General features: G+C 41.4%; 18 protein-coding genes. 12 read left to right on the plus strand and 6 right to left on the minus strand.

From position 1 onward, the window contains the following. The first annotated feature begins 296 nt into the window (after positions 1-296). The 4 genes from QME20_RS05790 to QME20_RS05805 all read left to right on the plus strand — a co-directional run bounded on the left by QME20_RS05790 (position 297) and on the right by QME20_RS05805 (position 3,106). Entirely contained in the window at positions 297-851 is a 555-nt protein-coding gene (locus QME20_RS05790) for an outer membrane beta-barrel protein (RefSeq protein ID WP_014950256.1), read from the plus strand. A 105-nt stretch (positions 852-956) separates the two neighbouring features. Continuing rightward, positions 957-1,214, plus strand: a complete 258-nt coding sequence (locus QME20_RS05795) for a DUF3081 domain-containing protein (RefSeq protein WP_014950255.1) — start codon at positions 957-959, stop codon at positions 1,212-1,214. 185 nt (positions 1,215-1,399) lie between these two features. Then, positions 1,400-2,335, plus strand: coding sequence for an LpxL/LpxP family Kdo(2)-lipid IV(A) lauroyl/palmitoleoyl acyltransferase (gene lpxL / locus QME20_RS05800; RefSeq protein ID WP_278346159.1), 936 nt, complete (start codon positions 1,400-1,402; stop codon positions 2,333-2,335). A gap of 153 nt (positions 2,336-2,488) precedes the next feature. Further along, complete coding sequence (locus QME20_RS05805) at positions 2,489-3,106, plus strand: TcpQ domain-containing protein (protein WP_049587172.1); 618 nt, start codon at positions 2,489-2,491, stop codon at positions 3,104-3,106. Positions 3,107-3,116: 10 nt separating this feature from the next. Here the strand turns inward: QME20_RS05805 and glnE are convergent, their stop codons facing one another. Then, positions 3,117-6,050, minus strand: a complete 2,934-nt coding sequence (glnE, locus tag QME20_RS05810) for a bifunctional [glutamate--ammonia ligase]-adenylyl-L-tyrosine phosphorylase/[glutamate--ammonia-ligase] adenylyltransferase (protein WP_281715612.1) — start codon at positions 6,048-6,050, stop codon at positions 3,117-3,119. A gap of 314 nt (positions 6,051-6,364) precedes the next feature. On the opposite strand from glnE, the gene QME20_RS05815 reads away from it, so the two are divergent. Beyond that, the gene (locus QME20_RS05815; RefSeq protein ID WP_014950251.1) at positions 6,365-7,270 is read left to right on the plus strand and encodes a DUF350 domain-containing protein; all 906 of its coding nucleotides are present in this window, start codon (positions 6,365-6,367) and stop codon (positions 7,268-7,270) included. 45 nt (positions 7,271-7,315) lie between these two features. Here QME20_RS05815 and QME20_RS05820 read toward each other — a convergent pair whose 3' ends face one another. Next, positions 7,316-7,663, minus strand: a complete 348-nt coding sequence (locus QME20_RS05820) for a GIY-YIG nuclease family protein (protein WP_281715613.1) — start codon at positions 7,661-7,663, stop codon at positions 7,316-7,318. A gap of 238 nt (positions 7,664-7,901) precedes the next feature. Between QME20_RS05820 and QME20_RS05825 the strand changes: the two genes are divergently transcribed. Then, positions 7,902-8,966 carry an XrtA/PEP-CTERM system-associated ATPase gene (locus tag QME20_RS05825; protein WP_049587179.1) on the plus strand — a complete coding sequence of 355 codons (1,065 nt, stop codon included), beginning with the start codon at positions 7,902-7,904 and terminating at the stop codon, positions 8,964-8,966. Positions 8,967-9,105: 139 nt separating this feature from the next. On the opposite strand, the gene QME20_RS05830 is transcribed toward QME20_RS05825, so the two are convergent. From QME20_RS05830 to QME20_RS05845, 4 genes are read right to left on the minus strand one after another with little or no spacing between them, the layout of a single operon-like run. Next, positions 9,106-10,737 carry a TIGR03016 family PEP-CTERM system-associated outer membrane protein gene (locus QME20_RS05830; protein WP_281715614.1) on the minus strand — a complete coding sequence of 544 codons (1,632 nt, stop codon included), beginning with the start codon at positions 10,735-10,737 and terminating at the stop codon, positions 9,106-9,108. A 10-nt stretch (positions 10,738-10,747) separates the two neighbouring features. Further along, a complete protein-coding gene (locus tag QME20_RS05835; RefSeq protein WP_281715615.1) occupies positions 10,748-11,698 on the minus strand; it encodes an XrtA-associated tyrosine autokinase in 951 nt (316 codons plus the stop codon). After that, positions 11,698-13,266, minus strand: coding sequence for an XrtA system polysaccharide chain length determinant (locus tag QME20_RS05840; RefSeq protein WP_014977097.1), 1,569 nt, complete (start codon positions 13,264-13,266; stop codon positions 11,698-11,700). Before QME20_RS05840 ends, QME20_RS05835 begins: the two co-directional genes overlap by 1 nt. Before the next feature lie 31 nt (positions 13,267-13,297). Then, positions 13,298-13,930, minus strand: coding sequence for an XrtA/PEP-CTERM system exopolysaccharide export protein (locus QME20_RS05845; protein ID WP_014977096.1), 633 nt, complete (start codon positions 13,928-13,930; stop codon positions 13,298-13,300). Positions 13,931-14,079: 149 nt separating this feature from the next. On the opposite strand from QME20_RS05845, the gene QME20_RS05850 reads away from it, so the two are divergent. The 6 genes from QME20_RS05850 (at position 14,080) to QME20_RS05875 (ending at position 21,838) form a co-directional block, all read left to right on the plus strand. Continuing rightward, positions 14,080-15,492, plus strand: coding sequence for a TIGR03013 family XrtA/PEP-CTERM system glycosyltransferase (locus QME20_RS05850; RefSeq protein WP_281715616.1), 1,413 nt, complete (start codon positions 14,080-14,082; stop codon positions 15,490-15,492). Between the two features lie 2 nt (positions 15,493-15,494). Continuing rightward, complete coding sequence (locus tag QME20_RS05855; protein ID WP_281715617.1) at positions 15,495-16,334, plus strand: XrtA system polysaccharide deacetylase; 840 nt, start codon at positions 15,495-15,497, stop codon at positions 16,332-16,334. Between the two features lie 53 nt (positions 16,335-16,387). Then, positions 16,388-17,875, plus strand: coding sequence for an exosortase A (gene xrtA / locus QME20_RS05860; RefSeq protein WP_281715618.1), 1,488 nt, complete (start codon positions 16,388-16,390; stop codon positions 17,873-17,875). Between the two features lie 68 nt (positions 17,876-17,943). Then, positions 17,944-19,230, plus strand: coding sequence for a right-handed parallel beta-helix repeat-containing protein (locus tag QME20_RS05865; RefSeq protein ID WP_281715619.1), 1,287 nt, complete (start codon positions 17,944-17,946; stop codon positions 19,228-19,230). A gap of 8 nt (positions 19,231-19,238) precedes the next feature. Beyond that, complete coding sequence (locus QME20_RS05870) at positions 19,239-20,387, plus strand: glycosyltransferase family 4 protein (protein WP_281715620.1); 1,149 nt, start codon at positions 19,239-19,241, stop codon at positions 20,385-20,387. Positions 20,388-20,416: 29 nt separating this feature from the next. Then, positions 20,417-21,838 (plus strand): oligosaccharide flippase family protein, encoded by a 1,422-nt coding sequence (locus tag QME20_RS05875; RefSeq protein WP_281715621.1) that lies wholly within the window; start codon positions 20,417-20,419, stop codon positions 21,836-21,838. The last annotated feature ends 40 nt before the right edge of the window (positions 21,839-21,878 follow it).

Here is a 21,878-nt window from a genome sequence, read left to right on the forward strand (position 1 = left end):
GTCTTTTTTATACGAAGGTGTGATGCAAGGGATTAACATTGCTGATATTTAATGGTCAAAAAACGCTCTGGTTGTTGTGTCACCTTGATGTAGAACCACTATACCTGCTGTAAAACGCCCCGATTACCAACATCTTATCTCTCGCTGAGTGGGTAATTATCTATGCGGGCTGATATTAAACCCGTTTTTTCGTGCAGCTATCAGTTAACTGTATCCATCTAAACTCGGTTTGTTCGTTTTAATCAGAGGCATTGTCTTTTATAGTGAGCGCTCTTTAACATGGAGAAGTAATTAAAATGCGCCGTCTTTCATCATTTTTCGCTAAGTTCCTTATTGGAAGTGCAGCTTTAACAAGCTTGGGTTTTTCTGGACTAGCATCAGCCAACGGATATGCAGTGGCAAATATTGGCTTTGGCAACGTAGATACTGAAATAGATAATGAGTCTGATATTAGCTATTCAGCTGCTTTAGGCTATCAATTTCACCGTCAGTGGTATGTAGAAGGTGGCTATATCTCTTTTATTGATACAGATAACGACGAACAATCAATCTCATCTAAAGGCCCTTATTTGGCGTTACTAGGTAAAGCGAGTAGCCAGAAAGGTGAGCTGTATTATAAATTAGGCGTGGCAAGCGTTGACATCGAGCACGCGTCGATAGATAGCTCTACCTGTGGCCCAGAAGCCGCTGTGTGTGGATACGATGACACAATTATCGCAGGATTAGCTGGGCTAGGCTTCGATTACTACTTAGGCTTACAGTCGATGGTACGCGTGGAATACACCTACTTTGGTGGCAAAGATGATTTTTCTGCGCATATTGTAAATTTAGGTTTTCGCTACAACTTTTAGGTTGTAGTTATTAACTCGCATAGTCGTTTTAAATATAGGCCCTAGATAAATCCAAAAATCGTTTGATTGTGTAAAAATAGATAAATTCTCAACAATGGATTTACAATGAAAAACGAATTAGACAGCAAGTTCTTACTTCAGGTTTTCGACAAGATCCGCCAGCATGGCGCGAAAGAAGATGAACAGTATAAGCTTAATGGGATTACTGCGTTTACAGATCACGATGGCTATACGCTTTACATTGAAGACGTTAATGTGAAGCTGCAGTTCGGCTTTCACAATCAATACCATTTTGACTATGACTCAAAAGAGCAATATGAATCGTTTGAGAAAAAGTTGAAGCAAATCGATAAAGAATATTAGTGACCTGATTTCAGTTTGTATTGCTAACAAGCAATATATTTCTTAAGCAGAGAAAGCAAGTATGGGCTCTCTCTGCTTAAGTGCTTCTATTAATCGCAAGAGCACTGTGGGCTGTCTGTCTCAATTAGCCCCACCAAAAACCTTCTGCTACAATGCCGCCCACTTCGTTTCAAAGGATACAGACATTGGCGGCGGCAATTAAAGCTCCTAAATTTAAACTAGCATTTTTAGGCCCTAAGTTTTGGCCTGTATGGTTAGGTGTTTTCGTTCTTTATACAATTACATGGTTGCCTTTACCCGTGATACGCGCTATCGGTGGCGGTACCGGTAAACTTATCGCATTAATTGTTCCTAAACGGGCAAAAGTCGCAAAGCGTAACTTGACGCTCTGGAACCCTACACTTTCCGCCAGTGAAGTAGAGGCGCTTTACAAAGAAAATGTGCGGCGTACAGGCATGGCACTATTTGAAACTGCTATGGGGTGGTGGTGGCCTAGCTGGCGCGTAAAACGAGCTATTGAGATTGAAGGCACTGAGCATGTTGAAGCGGCCCTTGCAAATGGCAAAGGTGTCTTTGGTATGGCACTTCACAATATGAATCTGGAATTTGCCTGTAGAGGTATTGGCTTCTTCCGTCCAAGCATCGCGTTTTATCGCAAACACAACAACCCTCTCGTTGATTACCTTCAGTATCATGGGCGAAACCGCTCGAACAAATACATGATTGATAAACGCAACGCAAAAGCCTTACTTGCTGCACTTGACGATAAAGAACTTTGTTTGTATTTGCCCGACCAGGATTATGGCCCGAAACAAAGTATCTTTGTGCCATTCGGTGGGGTGAAAGATACCGCGACAACTACAGCAACGCTGATGTTTATTCGACGCAGTCACTCTGAGCCAATGATCATCACGTCGCAATACACCAAACGCGGTTACAAAATTAAAATCTATCCACCGCTTTCTCAGTTAGGGGTTATGGAAGACGCTGAAGCACTAACATTATTGAATCAACATGTAGACGCTGCGGTTAAAGAACAGCCAGAAAGCTATTTGTGGATGCACAAGCGATTTAAAACCAGACCGGAAGGTAACTCTGAATCGCTGTATAAATCACTATAGCTGTGTATGAATAAACACCTAGCGATGAAAATTAGATAAATAGAATAATAGGCTTTCCGTTCGAAGGTAGACTAAAATAGAAGAATTATGCTTAAGTTCATACACATAGCATAAGCTGATTTTCGATTAAAAGTGGCTACACATTGGTAAGGTATGGGACAGACAAGTTATTCAAGTTCATCGTTTTGGGCAAAGCAAATTGGCATAGCAGCAGTGCTTGTGATCATTGCTGGCGTACTCATTTACATGCTTCAAACACAGGACCAAGAGCCTGTTCCTCAAGGGCAAGCGGAAGAAAAGTCTGTATCACGTGGGTTAAGTGAGTTCTATCGAGACTTCCGTATGTCTGCTACTGACCCAGCAGAAGATGAGCAGGGAGATTTTGTACTGGATATTGCGGGCGTTGATCCTAATTTAGACAACAAGCTTGCACAAATGTCTAGCCAAACCCGTCCGGTTGAAAAGAATTGGACCGGCGAACATAAATACCGCACGTTCCAGGAAGGGAACACACTGCGCGAAGCTATTTCGCAATATGCTCAAGCTGAAGGCATGCAGGTGATATGGAACCTGGAGCAAGACTTTGTTATTAAGCACCAGTTTCAATTGGACAACACGGTTGCAGGATCGCTTGCTAAAATTGCCAGTGCCATAGACAGTAGTTTTGAAGGGCAAGTAAAAGCATATTTATGTGCAGAGCAACGCTCGCTGGTGGTGACTGCCCAAGAAACAGAATTTCTCACCACCAACTGTCGTTTGGTTAGAGGTTAAGCTTCATCGCCTAGCCGCTACACGTGCCAAATAGCGCATTCCAGTGAATGGTTACTTGTTCTCGTATGGCATCTAGTTCTTCGCTCTGATCTGCGTACTTGGTATCTGCTAACGTTAAATGGTGGTATTGCTCTCGCAACTTTAAATACGCCTTTTGCAGTTTGTGCGCAGTGGCGACATCAATAATGTTGGTCTTGGCTGCGGCGTCAAAAATGCGAAGATTGTCAGGATATTCTGTCATGGCAGCCTGTGACTTTGCATTAGCGAGTACAAGGTATTGAGCCATGAACTCAATATCGGTAATACCACCTACACACTGCTTTAAGTCTACCTTGTCGTTGTCCTTTGAAAGCAAGTGCTCCCGCATTTTTAAACGCATTTTGCACACATCGTCAGCCAACGTTTTAGCGTTTCTAGAGCGAGTTAGTATAGAATTTCTTACCTGCGTGAAGTCATTCAAAAGGCGTGGGTCTCCGCAAATGGCTCTTGCACGAACCAGCGCTTGATGTTCCCAAGTCCATGCTTCTTCCGTCTGGTATTTTTCGAAACCATCGATATGGCAACATAACAATCCCGCATTGCCAGAAGGGCGTAGACGCAAGTCGGTTTCGTATAATTGTCCAAACAACGTCTTCGTATTGAGAAGATGCATGATGCGCTGCGCCAACTTAATGTAAAACTGTTGCGCTTCAATAGATTTCTTACCGTCTGTACTTATGCCGCGAGGGGCATTGTGCAAAAACACTAAATCTAAGTCTGAGCCGTAACCTAATTCATACCCGCCTAGTTTTCCATAGCCGATCACTGCAAATCCTTTGTCAGTTCCCTCTAGGTGTGCTGGAACGCCATAGCGCTGGTGCATTTGCATCCAGGCAGCATCTACTACGTTCTCCAATATCACTTCAGCTAGCACCGTAAGCTTATCGCTCACGTTGTTTATAGGTAGTGATTCACTGATGTCGCTGGCGGCTATGCGAAGCTGTTGGCAAAGTTTGAACTGCCTCCATCCATCCATAAGCATTTCAACATCGTCTTGTTCAATACGAAGCATGATTTCACGCAGTTCCAGCTGATATTCCTGCTTGCTGGTACGGATATCGGTATTTTGCTGACCGAGGTATAACGGCGTGAGTAATTCGTCTAATAGTAATGGGAAGCGCTTAATTTCTTGAGCAATCCAGTCGCTTCGTTCACATAGCCTTACTAACTGTTTTAATACATCCGGATTTTCAAGTAGTAAGTCAAGGTAAGTGGTTCGGCCTGTAATCGCTTCTATAACACCGAGTAAACGGTCGAGTACCTGAGGGATGTAGTTTGGATGTTGGTTGATGAGCACATACAAGATTTCGGGAAGCAATTTATTTAACGTGTCTTCACCTTTTTGGCCTATGCGATAATTGCGTTGCTTATCCTTAAAGGCGACAAGAATAGAATATATGCCTTTAATATCGCTAGCAGACAGGTATTCGCCAAAGGTTTCAGTAAACTCATCCTCTTGCAATGCAAGACGCCACGCATCTTGGCAGGCAGTGAAAAGCTGGTCTTCTTCTGAGTGCGTATCATGAGACTCTTCTACTAACTCGTTGAAATGGGCATGAATACGCGCCATTACAGTATCTAAATGCACTAAAAATTCACTGTAAGAATCAAAACCCATGACTTCAATAAGCGCAGCTTGTTGCCAAGGTAACTCAGGAAGAGTCTGGGTCTGGCGATCTTGAGCTTGTTGAAGCGTGTGCTCTACTTTTCTTAAGAATAAATAGTCACTTTTTAGCTGTTGCGTCACGTCGCGTTCGACTATATCGAGTTCAGTTAATGCGTCTAACGTGCGAAGTAATGACTTACTTTGTAATGCTGGCTCTCGTCCTCCGTGAATCAGCTGAAAACTTTGGGCAAAAAACTCCACTTCACGAATGCCACCTGCGCCGAGTTTTATATTGTTACTCAGTCTGCGTCTGCGTATTTCTGTGGCGATCAGCTTTTTCATGTTACGAAGGGCATCTAATGTGGTGAAGTCTAAGTAACGACGGAAGGTAAACGGGTGCAAAATGCTCTTTAACCATTTCACATCTTGCGAATTATCATCGTTAATCACCCGCGCTTTTACCATGGCAAAGCGCTCCCAGTGTCGACCTTGGTCTTGATAATAATCTTCAAGTGCCGCGAAATGCATCACAAGGGGGCCTGAATCGCCGAAGGGGCGTAAACGCATGTCGACGCGATAGACTTGACCGTCATTAGTCACTTTGTTCAATGCTTGAATAAGTTTTTGCGCGAGTTTGGTAAAAAACTGCTGATGCTCTACGCTTTTTCGACCACCTTGGGTTTCGCCTTTTTCTGGGTACGTAAAAATTAAATCGATATCAGAAGAAAAGTTGAGTTCCTTTCCTCCTAATTTCCCCATACCTAAGGTATACATGTGCATGTCTTGGTTATGGCTTTGTGGTTTTCCATAGCGCGCAGCTAAATGTTGATAAAGCCAGTGGTACGCACCGTTAATAAGTACATCAGCTAATGCTGAAACCTGCATAAGTGATATTTCGATGGGTTGCTTGTTCAATACGTCGAGGAAAGTAATCCGCGCCATCTCTTTATTTCTAAATTTCCTCAACACTTGCAGTAAGTCATCTTCGCTAGCGACGGTGTGCAATTCATTTTCTAGGTTTGCGAGATAGTCAGATGACATGGTATTGCTAAGAGATTGAAGCGTTTCACTTTTCTCAGGTGATTGATAAGGCTCAACGATGCGAGAAACAAATGAAGGGTTTTGAATCAATGTCTCAGCCAAGAAGGAGGAACGCGTGAAGGAGAGCATTAGTGTTTCACAATGAGCCTCAATTACGGCTTTTTCACTTTCGCTAATTGCTGGCGCTGTTAACAACTGCTGCCAAAATTTTTCGGCAAGTTCTACGTTTGTCATGCTATTTTCGTTGTCTGTTGGCATAATGCTCGCGTCTTATGAGATATCGCTCGTGTTTTACGGTTGAATACTCACAATTGCCATTGCAAGTACTCAAAACAAGGTCTGCTAAGTGCGCTAACGTGCAGCTCTGCATTCAATGTGGTTAAGTGCCTGCTAACCCAGGGTGTGATCTACAGGTCATTTAGCCCTAACTAAAATAAATCTGAACAAGTTCGATGTCATCGTTGTACAAGTTTGTATTAGATGAACGCTATTCAATTAGCCATCACTGATTTTTCGAAACTACATCAAAAACTAATCAGAAGAACTTTGTGTGTTCAAGGAGTAAAGATAACGTGGAAGCCTTAGTAAAACTAGTACCTCTAACGCAAGAACTGCTGATATATCTCGCTATGGATGTCGCAATTGCGTTAGTACTGCTAATGATTATGAAGTGGCTGACAGGCGCATTTAGGAAATACTCGGTAACAGAAGAACTAGGTGTTAAAGATAACTTCGCATTTGGGATAAGCATTGCGGGAGGCATGCTGTCGTTGTGCATAGTATTGAGCTCGGTTGTTGGCCGTCATATTGGCGTGGGTTATAAAGAAGCGGCGATTGGAATGGTAACTTTCGGCATTGTGGGCATTATATTGGTGAAGTTCGGACGCTTCGCTCACGATAAACTAGTACTTAATAAAGTTGATACTCACGCGATGATTGCCGAAAGGAGTGTGAGTGTGGCGTTGGTTGATGCGGCTAGTTTGGTGGCAAGCGCAATTGTTTTACGCAATATTATGGTGTGGGTTGATGGCAGCGACATGAACGCAATCATTGCTATTGTGACCGGTTTTACCGTAGTTCTGACCATGTTGCTTGTTATGACGCGTATTTTAGAGTTTAGATATGCAAGAGATAATCAAAACGACTCATTTCAAGGAGCGCTAGAGAAGGGGCAGTTAGCACTCGCTATCGAGCACACTGGTAATTTACTTGGAACTGCTATGATTGTGTCGGCAGCGAAGAATTTACTCATTTATAACCCATCAGGCTACGTGAGCAATATAACAGGTTGGCTGATTGTTAGTGTTGGCTTAGCAATCGCACTTCATATTTTGGTACTAGCGAGCAAAAAAATTATTTTATTTGGCATGAATTTCCGGCAGGAAGTCGATCAACAGCATAACGTTGGTGTAGCTGCACTTGGGTTTACCCTTAGCATAGGAAACGCCATGATCATTAATGGTGTTTTAGGCGGGTAGGGGAATACTCTTTTCTGGATAACGAACCTAACGCAACCCAATGTCTTAATCTTCAAATTGGGTTTTCATACACATTAGCTCATTGAGTTGCCCTTTACGAATAATCCCGTTTTTTTGAGGGCGGCTCATTCTCTTTACCTTATATTCAAGCTTTGAGGCATGTGACTTGTCAGTCATTTCGAATATGGCTTTAAAGGTCAGTGGTGCCTTACCTTTTAAGGCCTTGGCGCCCCCTTTTAACTCTCCTCGGTGTTGCGCTATGCGGCGCTTGGGGTTAGTGGTAATTCCTGTGTAGAGTTGGCCAAGCTTATTTTCAACTAAGTAGAGATACCACGTAGCTTTTGTACTTCCCTGGTGGGTATTGCCTGCGTTGGCTGGTATACTTTGTGCCAATGTAATTCAATGTATAGAAATTTCTCGTAGCTTTATGTTAGCAGAATTAACTAGTGCTTGTTGACCTTTGCTGTACAACATAGATCAACCAGCCCTAAAGACTCGGCGTAAATATAATACTTCGATAATCGCGCGATGTTGGTTACCATATATACGAGAATAAGCGCGCTGTTTCGAATTCACGTGTTCGCACTCATGTTTTCGAACGCACATTTTTAATGGAAAAACGGTAAATTGCATGTACGAAAGTTATTATGGACTTAACTCGAAACCGTTTCAGTTAACCCCAGATCCAGAATTTTTCTTCGCAAGTAAATGGCACAAACGCGCCATGTCTTATCTACAGTATGGACTTTCTCAAGCTGAAGGGTTCATTGTTATTACCGGCGGAATTGGAACCGGGAAAACTACCGTAGCAAACAGCTTGCTTGAAGAAATTGAAGACGACATTGCGGCAGCTCAAATAGTTACGCCAAAGCTGTCGCCAGACGAACTGGTAAAAATGGTCGCGTCTAAATTTGATATCCCCACGGAAGGTCGCTCAAAAGCCGATATTTTAAAAGCGCTTGAAATTTTCTTATACGATCTAAACAAAGCGGGTCGCCGCGCCTTACTATTGGTTGATGAAGCGCAAAATCTGCCGTTAGAGACCATTGAAGAATTAAGAATGCTGAGTAACTTTCAGCTGAACGGCAAACCGTTGATTCAAAGCTTTTTGCTGGGGCAAGAAGAACTGCAGCCTATTCTACGCGCACCGAATATGGAGCAATTTAGGCAACGTATTGTGGCGTCTTGCCATCTCGCTCCGCTTTCATTGGAAGAGTGCAAAGAATACATTGAGTACCGATTGCACCACGCGGGATGGAATGGCTCACAGTTATTCAGTGAAGAGGCGTTCGAACGAATTCATATGTTCTCTCGCGGTATTCCTCGTAAAATTAATACCCTAATGGATAGGGTAATGCTTTATGGCTTTTTAGAGGAACTAGAGAACTTCGACGCGGACGCGGTAAATGAAGTAATTGAAGAAGTAAAAGCCGAGATGTTCGAGCCAGATAAAACAGGCGCAGAAGTGACGGAGCATATGGGCTTTGCTGACCACCCTGAAAGCCAAACTATCATGACACCTAAAGGCAATGTCATTCGCGACACCAAATACTACTTGGATATGTTAGCTGAATTAGTTGATGCCTTAGATGACGCCATTTCACAAAAAGTGAAAATGACGCAATACGTTGATAAGCTTATGAAAAAGAAGTTCAAAACGTATGTCAGACTTAAGAGTGATGATAAGAAAGAGTGATACTTTCTTTGTAGCCACCATCATTTGATAAACAAAAAAAGCGCCTTTTTACTAACGTAAAATCGGGCGCTTTTTTTGGAGTTTAGGTGACTTGCACTGCCTACAAACTACAGCCAGTATATTGAAAAAATTCAGTGAATTAGTCATAGGTGTAGGTAATAGAGGCGCTTAAGCGTCTGTCGGTATAGTTGTTACCAAACTGTCCCCCAGCGTTCAAATCTCCCTCTTGTTTAAGGTACCTAGCATCAATACTTGCTTTTAACCGGCGACCGAACTCTCTTTCTAAACCTATGGATGCATTCCAGTTGTCGCTTTCGCCTCTAAATACGTCTTCTGAACCCTGACCCGTGATATTGGCGTAGTTAATACTGCTAGTTATGTTGGTATAGCTACCAATTTTATAGGCTACGTTTGTACCGAATGAGTAGGTGCGTCTTAGTCTATCTTCGTCTAAGTAATCATCTTCGGCATATCGCCAAGAAAAAGCGAGGGTAATTCTAGAAAAGTCATAACCTGCTTGAAAATTTGCACTTTTTCGCAGAATGATGTTGTCGTCAAACTCTAGATTTTGAGAAGTAAGCTGCACCAATTGCTCTCCCGCGGAGGGTGTATAACTTAAGCTATTGGGCTGAAAACAGTCAGCAATGGATGTCGATGAAGCTGGGCAAACAAATACGCCTAAGTTCTCTGGATCAGCTAACAAGCGAGAAGTGTTTGTAACGTCTTCCGAATAGCTGAACGAGGTTCGTAAGTATTTGGAATTGTAGCTAATATTCGCTGATGCCGATTCACCATAAAAACGACGCCCGTATGTAGCCGCAATGCGAGTACGGGTACTCAAAGCCCATTGCATATCAACACCTACGAATGTTTCACCGTCGTCATCCTCTATATCGGAATCACTTTTATTTGTCGTAATTGAGACATAACGATTTTCAGCTTGTCGATAGGTCAAGCCCGCGCCATATGAATTAAACTCTCTGACTAAACTACCCGTGTCATTTCTGTCAGAGATCTGGTTGGCTTCGTGCCTTGCAGTTAAACGAATGGCCCAGTTGCCATAAATTCGAGTATCAATATAACCGTCACCGGTTCTCGATTCAAAGTCGCCTGCACTTGCTTGACCTCTCTCAGTATTCTGATAAGTACCTGTAACTGACCAGATGAAATACTTGGCTTCATCGCCGTTGAGTAAAGTACCTGAGAGTTGATAACTGTCATTATCCAGAGCATTGCTGTTAGTTAATGAGCGCTCCGATGCTGTATCTGAGTATGAGGCTGTGCCTTGCCCCCTTACCCAGTCGCCTTGATCTAGTGTAAGCGTAGAAGATAGTCGATTCGAGCGAGTTTTCGCCAAACTGTCAGAGTTTACAATAAAATCACTCACTAAAAAGTTTGCTGAATTAGTGTTTTGGTAATTCAAAGCCCCAGCCGCTTGAAAGGACAGTAGATTTTCAAAAGGTACCCATTGCGCTGAATAGCTGTACTCTGCGTAATCTTGGCGCTGGCTCGCATCGTCGTTATCGCGCTCAAGATGGGTGTAGGTACCAGACCATAACCCTTGAAATGTTCTTGTTTGATAAGTAGCGTTTACTTTAGGCGCCACAGTTACTGTGGTAAGTGAACGGTTGCCATTTTCCTCAGTATCGACACTTTGATAGATTGTTTCAGCTGTGGCAATAGCATTAACGTTAAGCTTTGCAAAAGCCGGTAGACTTGTTGCAACGGCTGCGGCAACAAGTGTCGGCTTTATTATTCTACTTTTACGCATTGTATCGCGCCTATTCGCTGCGCTCTGAGTAATAATACCCATAATATCCGCTTCCATCGGTGTCGTTATGTACAGACTTGTTCACTACAAATCCTATGGCCATTTCTGGGTTCAATCGCTCCACAGACATTTTAATATCGCCTATTTTTGCTTTGCCCTCTTCAACGACAACAACCGCTTGTCCTGCAAAATTAGCGAGAATAGCACTCTCGTTTATACCAATGAGAGGAGGCGTATCAAAAATAACTATTCGATCTGGGTATCTGTTAGCAAATTCATTCACAGTGTCATGCATTTTTTGACTTGCTAGCAATTCGGTAGATAAATGGTGCGACTTTCCTGCAGGAATAATTTTCAGCTTATCGATGTTGGTTGGGTACAGCACATCTGAAATATCGTCAACGTCCCCGGTCAAGTATTCCATCAGCCCTATACGACGCTCTAACCCTAAAGTATTTAATACGTTAGGCTTAAGTACATCAGCATCCACTAGCAGTACGGTTTTATCCTGCTCTGATGCGATACTCATTGCCAGGTTGGTTGCAGTGAATGTCTTCCCTTCAGAAGGGCGACTACTGGTAACCATAATAATGTTCGGGTTGTGAAGGGTTTTCGCTAATGAACCAAAAGCATTTGCTAAAAGCTTACGCTTTATTTCTCGGTACTCTTCATTAATTTGTTTTCTCTCACCGTTAAGCGAAATATGCCCATTCTTATCGAGGCGGGCAAAATCAATAACAAATTCGTCGAGTGGAGATTTCTTATTGATAAATTCCTTTTCATCAGCGATCACGGTTTCAGCAGGAAGCTCCGCGGGTGCAGGTTTGTCAATTGATACCTTCGACTCTTCAGGCAAGTTTGAATGATTAGCGTCTTCAAGCTTTTCCGTAGACGAATTATTTTGACTTGCTGCTTTCGCTTCTTTTTGTTTTTGAAGTGCTTTCTCAATTGTATTTTTCATTAAAGAAGCCCTCCAAATAAATCTATATTCATAATTTCAGCGGCGACCAAGGCACCGTACATTGCCAAAATAGTACCACTGGAAAGCAGAAACACTAAGAGTCGGTTTCTGTTTGTTTTATTTATTTGCTCAATGTTCAAGTGGGTTACAGTACCCCAAATAGGGTAATCTGACACATTGAGTAACTGCTTAGGTCTAATCAAGATAGGATTAAGTTGACTTATGAGAAATGCAATTGCAATGCCTGAACCAAAACCTATAACTAACACGGCGGTGTAAAAAATAAGCCTGTTTGGACCTGAAGGTCGCTTGGGAAGAAGCGGCGGCTCTATAATTCGAAATTGAAGGTCTTCTGCAGACACATCAGCTCTTCTTGAAAGATCAGCTGACTCTCTACGAGAGAGTAACTCTTCGTATTTTTGCTTTGTAACACCATACTCTCGGTTGAGCGAAGATGATTCTGCTTCAATTTGAGGAATTAAGTCTACTTTGCTTTCTAGTTCAGAGATCTTACGTAGTAAATCGGTTTCTTTTACCTGAAGTGAAGCAATTTGACTCTCTAGGCGACTAGCTTCGAGTTTTATCTCTCGATTTAATTCAGAAAGCGGTTGATTCTGCCCGTCGCCATCAGCACTTAGAAACGCTTTAATTTCTTGGTCACGAGACTTTTCTAAGCTATCTAAGAGCGCTTTTGTTTCAATAACATCGGGGTGTAAATCTGTAAAGCGAAGGCTTAATCGGTCGAGCTCTTCTTCTAGCGCTTTGATACGCTCATCATAACGGGTTCGGAGCACCGGTTCATCTTGGTTGGTTACTCCAAAACTATCATTTTGCTTTGCACTACTAATTTGCTTTTTAAGCGTTTCTGCTTGTTGTTGGGTTTGTCTTATTTGTAAGCGGGTAGCTTCAAGCTCGTCATTCAAGTTCTGTAAGCTGGAATAGTAAGAGCCTGCAAGTGGTAAAATGTCATTATACTGACGTTTAAAATTGGCTAACCTTTGTTCCGCTTCACTAAGGCGAGATTCATACTCGGCAATCTGCTCATCTAAAAAGCGTCCCGCGGTATCCGTATCTTTTCTGTTGTTTCCAAGCGCACCTTCTACAAACAGATCTAAAGTTTCCTGAACTACTCTTTGCGCCACAGCAGGAGCTTCATTCGAAAATGAAATGTTGTAGATGTTATCTCTTCCAGTTGAAGATAATTTGATGTCCTTTGTTAATGAAGTTACAAGAGATTCAAATTCGTTTTCTGTAGTAGTAGTAATGTCTAGGTCGCTTTCTCTGGCAATTTTCTCGACATTACTTCTACTGAGCAATGTTTTAGCCATCATCTGAATTTCTTGGTCGGGATTTGTTTGAATCGCTAACCCGCGAAGTAATGGTTGCAACACCGATCGAGTATCCACGAATACTTGGGCTTTTGAAGAGTAGACATCGGGAAGGCTGGCAACGTATAAAAAGCCAATAGGGCAGATAAGCCATGAAAAAATAATCACGTAACGCTTTTTAATCCAAACCCCTTTAATGTAATCAAGAATTTGGATTAGCGTTTGTTGTAAGTCCTGCATTTTATTATTTGTTCCGTTTACTGCTTTACAACTAGAACCAAGCTTCTGGAATAATTACAATATCACCAGGTAGCATATCGACATTTTTTGAGATATCACCATCTCTAATCAAATCGTCAATGTTTATTTCGAACGTTTTTTGTTTTCCGGCGATTACTCGAACCAGTTTCGCGTTATTGCCGTCTGCAAATTCCGTTAAACCACCTACGGCTATCATTAAATCCAGTAACGTCATGTGCTCGGAGTAACTTACCGCACTCGGATTTGTGGCTTCACCAATCACGCGAACCTGTTCACTCAAAGGGCCTGTGAAATTGTTCACACTTACCGTCACTCTCGGGTTGTTTATGTAGGTAGAAAGCTGTTCTTCTATTTCCCTGGCAAGCATTGTTGGCGTTCTACCAGCTACATCAATATCTTCCACTAGAGAAGTGGTCACTTTTCCGTCCGGTCGAACAATAAAATTGCCAGAAACCTCTGGATTTCTCCATACAAAAATAGTTAGGGAATCACCTGGGCCAATTAAATATTGGTAATCGTTAACATTGGTAGTTAGTGAAGGTCGGGTAGTTGCTTCGGGCAGAGTGCCAGTGTTACTGCAACCATTAAGACCGATAAGTAAAAGTGGAGCACAGCACGTTATTAGTTTTTTAAAGCGGAACATAAGAGATCATCCTACACTCATTATGGTTAATTTATGGCTTTTGCCGTTTACCCTACGGTAAATGTCACTATAATGCCAATAACAATTGTAGTCTATTGGAATAAATCCCTTTATGATGGGAAAAACGCCGCAGTTTTAGGGGGCCAGGGGTGGCAGTAAACAAGCGCAATCAAAATAAACGCTCAAATATACTAGTAATAACAGAAGCGTTGCTCATTGCTTACATGGGCTATATTTCTCATTTTATTCTTACGCAAATTGGAATGTCGCCGAATGTGGCGGTGGAAAAACTGATTATCAACGTTGGAATGCTTACAGTTTCAATATTGTTATGTTCGTTATCCGTTGGGTTGTATGAAGCGAAGTTAAGAGAAACTTTCCGAGGTATTATCCGTCGCATATTTGTAAGCGTGGGACTGAGTTATTTTTTAGTCGAAGTGCTAAGTCGAGCATTTTTTGATGACTTGGTCATGGATCCTTATTTCCTGCCAGCATCCGTTTGTTCAATTATTATTACCTTAGTTGTTTTCAGGTATTTCACAAACCGTCTCGGCTTGTTAGGCCTAGGGAAAGTGCGCATATTAGTCCTTGGGGCAGGGGAAAGAGCTTCAATTATTGAAAAGCGTATGCGCAGGGATGTGGATAGAATTGGGTTTGAGCTTGTAGGGTTCATCCCAATTCCAGGAGACAATCGCGAAGACGGAATTCGAAAAGAGAAGATTATTCATCTTAAGGTAGACGAGAGTTTTCAGCAGTTCATTGCAGACAATGAAATAGAAGAAATAGTCATTGCTTGCGACCAACGTCGTGGAACGCTTCCTGTAGAAGTTCTTTTTGACTGCAGGCTAAGAGGGATTGAAGTTACCGAGCTTTTAGATTTCATGGAGCGTGAAACAGGGCAAATAGTGGTAAACCTGATGTACCCGAGTTGGGTCATTTATTCTAATGGATTCCAAAGTCAGAATTATTTGCGAGACGCGCTAGATTACACCCTCAACGCGTTCCTAGCGTTCATCATATTCCTATTTGTTTGGCCAATTATGCTGATTACCGCGTTCATTATTTATTGCGATGATGGCAGACGTACAGGTGTGTCCGTTTTCTATAAACAAGAGCGAGTGGGGTTAAACGGAAAGCTTTTCAAAATAATTAAATTCAGAAGTATGCGACCTGATGCAGAAAAAGATGGCGCTAAATGGGCAAGCAAGAATGATGATCGCGTTACTCGTATTGGCCACTTTATTAGAAAGTACCGCGTAGACGAATTACCACAGCTTTTAAATGTGTTTAAAGGTGAAATGGCATTTATCGGACCTCGTCCAGAGAGACCTCAGTTTGTAGAGCAGCTTGTACGCGAAGTGCCCTATTACAATCAGCGTCATAACGTTAAACCAGGTTTAGCTGGCTGGGCACAGCTCAATTACCCTTATGGCGCCAGCGTAGAAGACTCTATGGAAAAGCTTAAGTTCGATCTTTATTATGTAAAACACCAAAGTTTGCTGTTAGATATTTTGATACTTATCCGTACGGTTGAAATTGTACTATTTGGCAAAGGGCGATAATCATGAAGCTAGATAATCGACTCAATGCCATGACAGTAGATGTGGAAGACTACTTTCAAGTTTCTGCCTTTGAAGGCGTAGTAAACAAAAGCGATTGGAATTCAATAGGCCTGAGAGTAGGGGACAATACCCATCGCCTGTTAGATTTATTTGCTGAAAATGATGTTAAATCGACGTTTTTCACACTTGGCTGGGTGGCGCAGCGCTGCCCAGATGTTATCAAACGGATAGTAAGTGAAGGTCACGAGCTAGCGAGTCATGGACTAGCGCATCAGCGCGCAACAACGATGACCGAACAAGAGTTTTTCGATGATATTAAGCAAAGCAAAGAGATTCTTGAAGATATAGGCGGTGTGGCGTTAAAAGGCTATAGAGCGCCGAGTTTTTCAATTAACGATTCGAACACGTGGGCGTACGATATCCTAAAGGAGCTCGGCTTTGTTTATTCTTCTAGTACTTATCCAATCAACCACGATCTCTATGGTGTACCAGATTGGCCGCGCTTTAAATACAAGCGTGAGAATGGTCTGATAGAGATTCCAATACCAACAGTTCGTAAGAAAGGAACAAATATTGGAATAGGTGGTGGCGGTTATTTTCGTCTTTATCCTTATTGGTTATCTAAACGCCGTATTACTGAGTTCATGCAGTCTGAAAGTGCGCCATACAGTTTCTATTTCCATCCTTGGGAGATAGATGCTGAACAACCAAAATTTAATTCTGCACCATGGAAGTCTAAAGCTCGTCACTATATCAATCTTTCAAAAATGGAAGGAAAGATAGAAAAATTACTTGGTGACTTTAATTGGGTTACTATGGCTAGAGCCTACGGCATTGAGTAAACCCGACGCCTTCTAAATGAACTAAGGAAGCTAGTGAGATAGGATGCTGTAACATGGACAAAGGTGATAAAGTGACACAAGAAGAAAAAGCGGGAAGCCAAGAACAGTCACTTTCTTTAGCGTTCGATAAGCAATTTTATTTATCGAGTGCATGCTTTCTTTTTTTATGGATTTGGCTGTGTTGGGAAGGATTAGTATCCGTAATTGATATCTGGTACGGAAATGAAATATTCAATCATGGATTCTTTATTATTCCCGGCGCACTCTACCTTATTTACTTAAAGAAAGAGGCGTTACTAGCGTCTCCAAAGTCGACATCAAGTCTGTCTTTAGCTTTGATTATTCCTGCAATTCTGTTATACGCAGTTGGTATAGCAGGTGATGTACAGCTCTTTACTCATACTGCGACGTTTACTCTTCTTCCCGCGCTTATCTGGTTGCTAATCGGTGATGTTGCTGCAAAAAAAATCTTTTTTCCTCTTTGCTTCATGCTATTTAGCATCCCTGTTGGTGAGCAACTTATACCGTATCTTCAAGAAATTGCTGCGACAGGTTCAGTAGCATTACTAAATTTAACTGGTATTCCTTTGTTTAGAAGCGGTTTGTACATTGAAATACCGCAAGGGCGTTTTTTAGTAGCAGAAGCTTGTTCGGGCGTAAGCTTTTTCATAGCGAGTTTTGTTATAGGAAGTCTTTACGCTTATCTGAACCTACACTCGTTTAAAAGAAAGATTATTTTCGTTTTCATTTCTTTAATTTTTCCTGTTGTGGCAAATGTGGTTCGTGTATATGGGATTATCCTTATTGCTTACTCGACTGATATGGAGTACGCAGCTGGTGCCGATCACCTCATATACGGGTGGTTCTTTTTCGCTTTTGTAATTATTTGTTTGCTTTGCATTGGTGAGCTCATGAGAGATGCGCAATCCAAAGTTAACGATGATTCAGCGTTTTATAAGAAAGTAGAAAACCGAAAATTCGTTCTATTAACTGTATTTTTGATATTGGTCGCGTCAATAACTTGGACTAATTGGTTAATGCATAACACTATGAAAGAATCACAGCAGGGCGACCCTATATTTTCTCATCTATCGAATGGGTACTTATGTACACCCAGCAAAGAATGGCAACCTATTTTAAACAAACCAACATACCAAGCTACCAAAGGGATTCAAGCTAGTGATGAGTGCGTTACAGTTGTTTACGCTTGGTATGACGGTATTGACAATGAACTAGTTAGTTCACTAAATCGCTCTTTCTCACCTGACATGTGGTCGCGTGAAAGCGCAAACTCTTTTGACAATATAAAAATTGCTAACACATCCATTGAAGTTACTAAATTGGCATCACCGTCTGGTAAAACGCGATTTGTAACTAAGTGGTTTGTTATAAATGAAAAGATTTTCAGTAGTGATTTAAAAGCGAAACTGTATCAAATTTATTTGGTGTTCTTAGGTCAACCTGTATCCGGAAGTCTGATTTTTGTTTCAAGCGAAAATCAGGAGTATGTACCTGAAGCTATTAGCACCCTTTATCATTAAATTAGGTCTGTATTTCTTTTTTAGAAAAACTCTAAAACCTCGCTCTGCACTAGAGAACCTTGTTAGATATGAAAAAGTTTATAAAGAAGTTGTTGGACGGAATGGTCATGGGGCTGGGCTTCACTATATTTTGTTTGGTGATCGGCGGCGTTATCTTTTATTTTTTCGCTGACTTTAAAACGAAAGCGAGTGTGCGGGCAAAGCTTGAAGATAAAGGGATTGTTGAGGAGGTAGTGCAAGAGCCTGATAGCGTTCCCACCACAGTAAAGCGCGCCTACATGTCTCCTCCTCTTGATACTCCGCAGGGCTACGAAGAAATATGGGTAAGTGACTCTGACGAATTCATAAAAGCCATGAGGAAAGCTAATGAACAAGGCTTCACAGCAGTAATTCTTGAACGAGGTAATTATAAAGTAAAAAATACTATATATGTAAAAGCTGAACATATTATGGTGAAATCGGCCACCGGAAACCCTTACGATGTAACTCTTAAAGGTACCGGCATGGCTAAGAGCGGAAGAGTGAAAGGAATATTTCGGGTCAACGCGAATTATTTTACGCTTGATGGTGTGACACTAACCGATGTACCTAACCATTTAGTTCAAGTTGCAGGCGAGATTAACGCCAGTTATCCACATTTTCGCCACGTTATTTTTCAAGACTCCTACGAGCAAATGCTAAAAGTTTCATACAATTACAAAACTAAGGAGTCACAAAAAAACAGATCGATTGGCGGCATAGTTGAAGGTTGTATCTTCCAATATACAAAAGGTATAGGGCCCAACTATTATATAGGTGGTGTTGACGCTTTAGGTGCAGTGAATTGGACTGTCAAAAATAGTATATTTAGAGATATAGCAAGTCCGAAAGGTAGAATTTCTCAGCATGCCGTACACTTTTGGGATAATTCAGAAGATAACACTGTTGTAGATAATATCTTTATTGATAACGATCGCGCCATAGGTTTTGGTATGAGGCTCCGCGATAGAGGGGTCCGTTTTGCACACAGAAATGGTGTAGCCAAAGGTAACGTAATCTACCATACGAATAATGGCGACCCTTTTGCCGACGTCGGCATAGTTGCTGAAGGCAATTTAGGATTACTCGTAGAAGGAAACCTTATTTACCAAATGCACCTATACGACAATGCTATTGAATACCGTTGGGATAACTCAACGGGTATAGAAGTCAGAGGAAACGCTACAAATAAAAGTATACAGTCGCGTGATGGTGCGGATGCTTTGCTTGAGCTGAACAATGATGATTTATCGTTAGACGACTTTCTAATTAAGTTTCAGGAAAAATCAGATTCATTAAATGTCGCCGATTATAAACGACCTATTCAAGGACAGTAGTAAATAAAATGAAAAAGGTTTTGTTACTCACCGAAAATTTTCCACCTATAGAGGGCGGTAGTGGGCGTTGGTTTTGGGAATTATATTCAAGGCTCCCAAAAGATAAGATTGTTGTTTGCACTCACCACTTTGACGAAGGTTTTGCTTTTGACAAAACGCATAATATTCCGGTTATCCGCTTTCCGCTTCACTCCCCAGAGTGGGGATTCAAAAGTATCTCTGGTCTGCGCTTTTATATTGCCTGTGTAAGAAAACTTTTAAAGATTATCAAAGAGTATGAAATAGAAGAAATTCACTGCGGTAGAGTTATTCATGAAGGCGTTACTGCATGGATTGTAAGTATGCTAACTGGTACCCAATTTCGATGTTATATTCATGGAGAGGATGTTGAAACTGCAGCTACAAGCAGGGAACAGTCTTTTTTGGTGCGCAGAGTTTGTAAGTCTGCGAGGCAGCTTGTATGTAATAGCTATAATTCGCGTAACTTAGTTGTTAGTTTAGGTTTTGAAAACGATGATAAATGCTCGGTTTTGCACCCAGGTGTAGATGTAGAACGGTTCAAACCAGCTCCGCCAGACCACGAGTTTCGAAACGAAATGGGGTGGAGCAATAGAAAAATATTGCTCACAGTAGGACGCCTACAGCAGAGAAAAGGGCAAGATTATTTAATTAAGGCCATGCCAGACCTTATCGAAGCCACTCCTGATTTACTGTATGCGGTAGTGGGAAGAGGAGAGTGTGAAGAAACTCTTAAGAACTTGATTGCCGAATTAAAATTAGAAAACCACGTAAAATTGTATACCGACTTAAACGATGAATATTTAATTAAGTGTTATCAACAATGTGATTTCTTCATTCTACCGAATCGAACCATTGATAATGATATTGAAGGATTTGGAATGGTTCTCGTAGAAGCTCAGGCCTGTGGAAAACCTGTCATTGCTGGTAATTCCGGAGGAACTGCTGAGACTATGGTAATAGGTGAGAGCGGCGAAATAATTGATTGCTCTAATCCCGAAAAAATATCAAAAGAGCTAGAACCATTACTAAATTGTTCAAAGTTATCAAGCTATGGGGATAAAGGGGTTGAGCACGTGAGGAAAAACCTCATTTGGGATACTCACGTTAAAAATGCTCTTGAGATTTTCCGACGATGACCGTAACGCGCAAGGTCGTTAGCAGTGCTATGTTTGCAACATCAGCTAAGTTGTTGAGTAAGGCCTTAAGTATTTTGAGCACTATGGTGCTTGCGCGTATATTAGCCCCAGAACAATTCGGCTTTATTGCAATAATTAGTATAGCGTTATACTTCTTTGACATTCTTTCCCATACAGCTAGTGAGCAGTATGTAATACAGAGGGCTGTAGTCACTAAAAAACAATTAGACACTGCATGGTCGTTAAACTTAATTGTGAAGATTGTGATAAGCGTGGTGATCGCTTCAACAGCTCCTTGGGTAGCATTGTTTTTTGAACGTCCAGAATTGTCTAATGCAATAGCGCTAAGCGCAATAATACTTCCTATTCAGGCGTTAAAATCTCCACTCTATATTTTACTTAAACGACAGCTTAAGTTTTCTCTTCTTTTCTGGAGTTCACTAATTGAACGAGTGTTAGCAGTTCCTTTTTTAATAACAATGGCAATTTTTTTTAAAAGTTACTGGGCTTTTATAGTGACCGATATTTTCGCTGCTGTAGTTGCAGTGATAATTTCATATATTATTGCTAAAAAGCGTCCTTCTTTCACCCTTATAGAGTTCTCTACACAGTGGGCGTTTTCTAAATGGTTATTGGCCAAAAGTATAGTGGGTTATACACGTTCTCAAATAGACACAGTAGTTGTATCGAGAACTTTTTCCAGTGGAGTATTAGGGAATTATCATATGGCTAGGGAGCTAGCCATGATGCCGGCGCATTTTCTACTTAGTCCTGCTATCGAACCTTTACTAAGTGCGTTTAAAAACGACAAAGATAGAACAGACGAGTTACTTAACAATGTTGCTTTTACTTTGATCGCTGTTCTAATAGTAATAATTCCATTATGCGCTTATATTTGGAAATTTTCCGAAGAGTTAGTTTTTCTCTTTCTAGGTGATAATTGGAATGAAGCAGGAAAGCTCTTATCGATATTATCGTTTTTGTTTTTGTATTGGACAATGCTTCACGTAGTTGAAACTGCGCTGATTGCCCAAGAAAGGGTTAAGCTGATTTTTTGTTTTGACTTATTTTCACTTGCTCTTATCACCACGAGCCTTTTAATTGGTGTTTACCTCTCTCTTTCAATAGATGAACTTGTATGGGTAAGAGTCGGCTCGGGGCTATTCGGTACCCTCATTTTGTTGGGAGTACTCTTTAGCGGGCATATGCAAAGGTTAACTCCTGTTGTCTTGGTTGGTGCGGTGGTAAGTTTTGTCTCTTACCTGTGGATTGGTATTGAGCAATACAAGCTGAATACTGATTCTTATTGGCGTTTGGCAACTGAATTAATTCCTCAAGGGCTTTTGCTATTTGCTTTTGTCGTTTGTTCGATTCTCACACTCGCACTATTTACAAAGCAGCATCACCTAAGTAGGTTAATTAGCGTAGTTCACGCTTCTGTTATTAAATAAAGTGAAAGTATCTAAAGTTCTAAATGAGCAAGTTTTAGTG

Source organism: Alteromonas sp. CyTr2, from assembly GCF_947311905.1.
Taxonomy (GTDB): Bacteria; Pseudomonadota; Gammaproteobacteria; order Enterobacterales; family Alteromonadaceae; genus Alteromonas; species Alteromonas macleodii.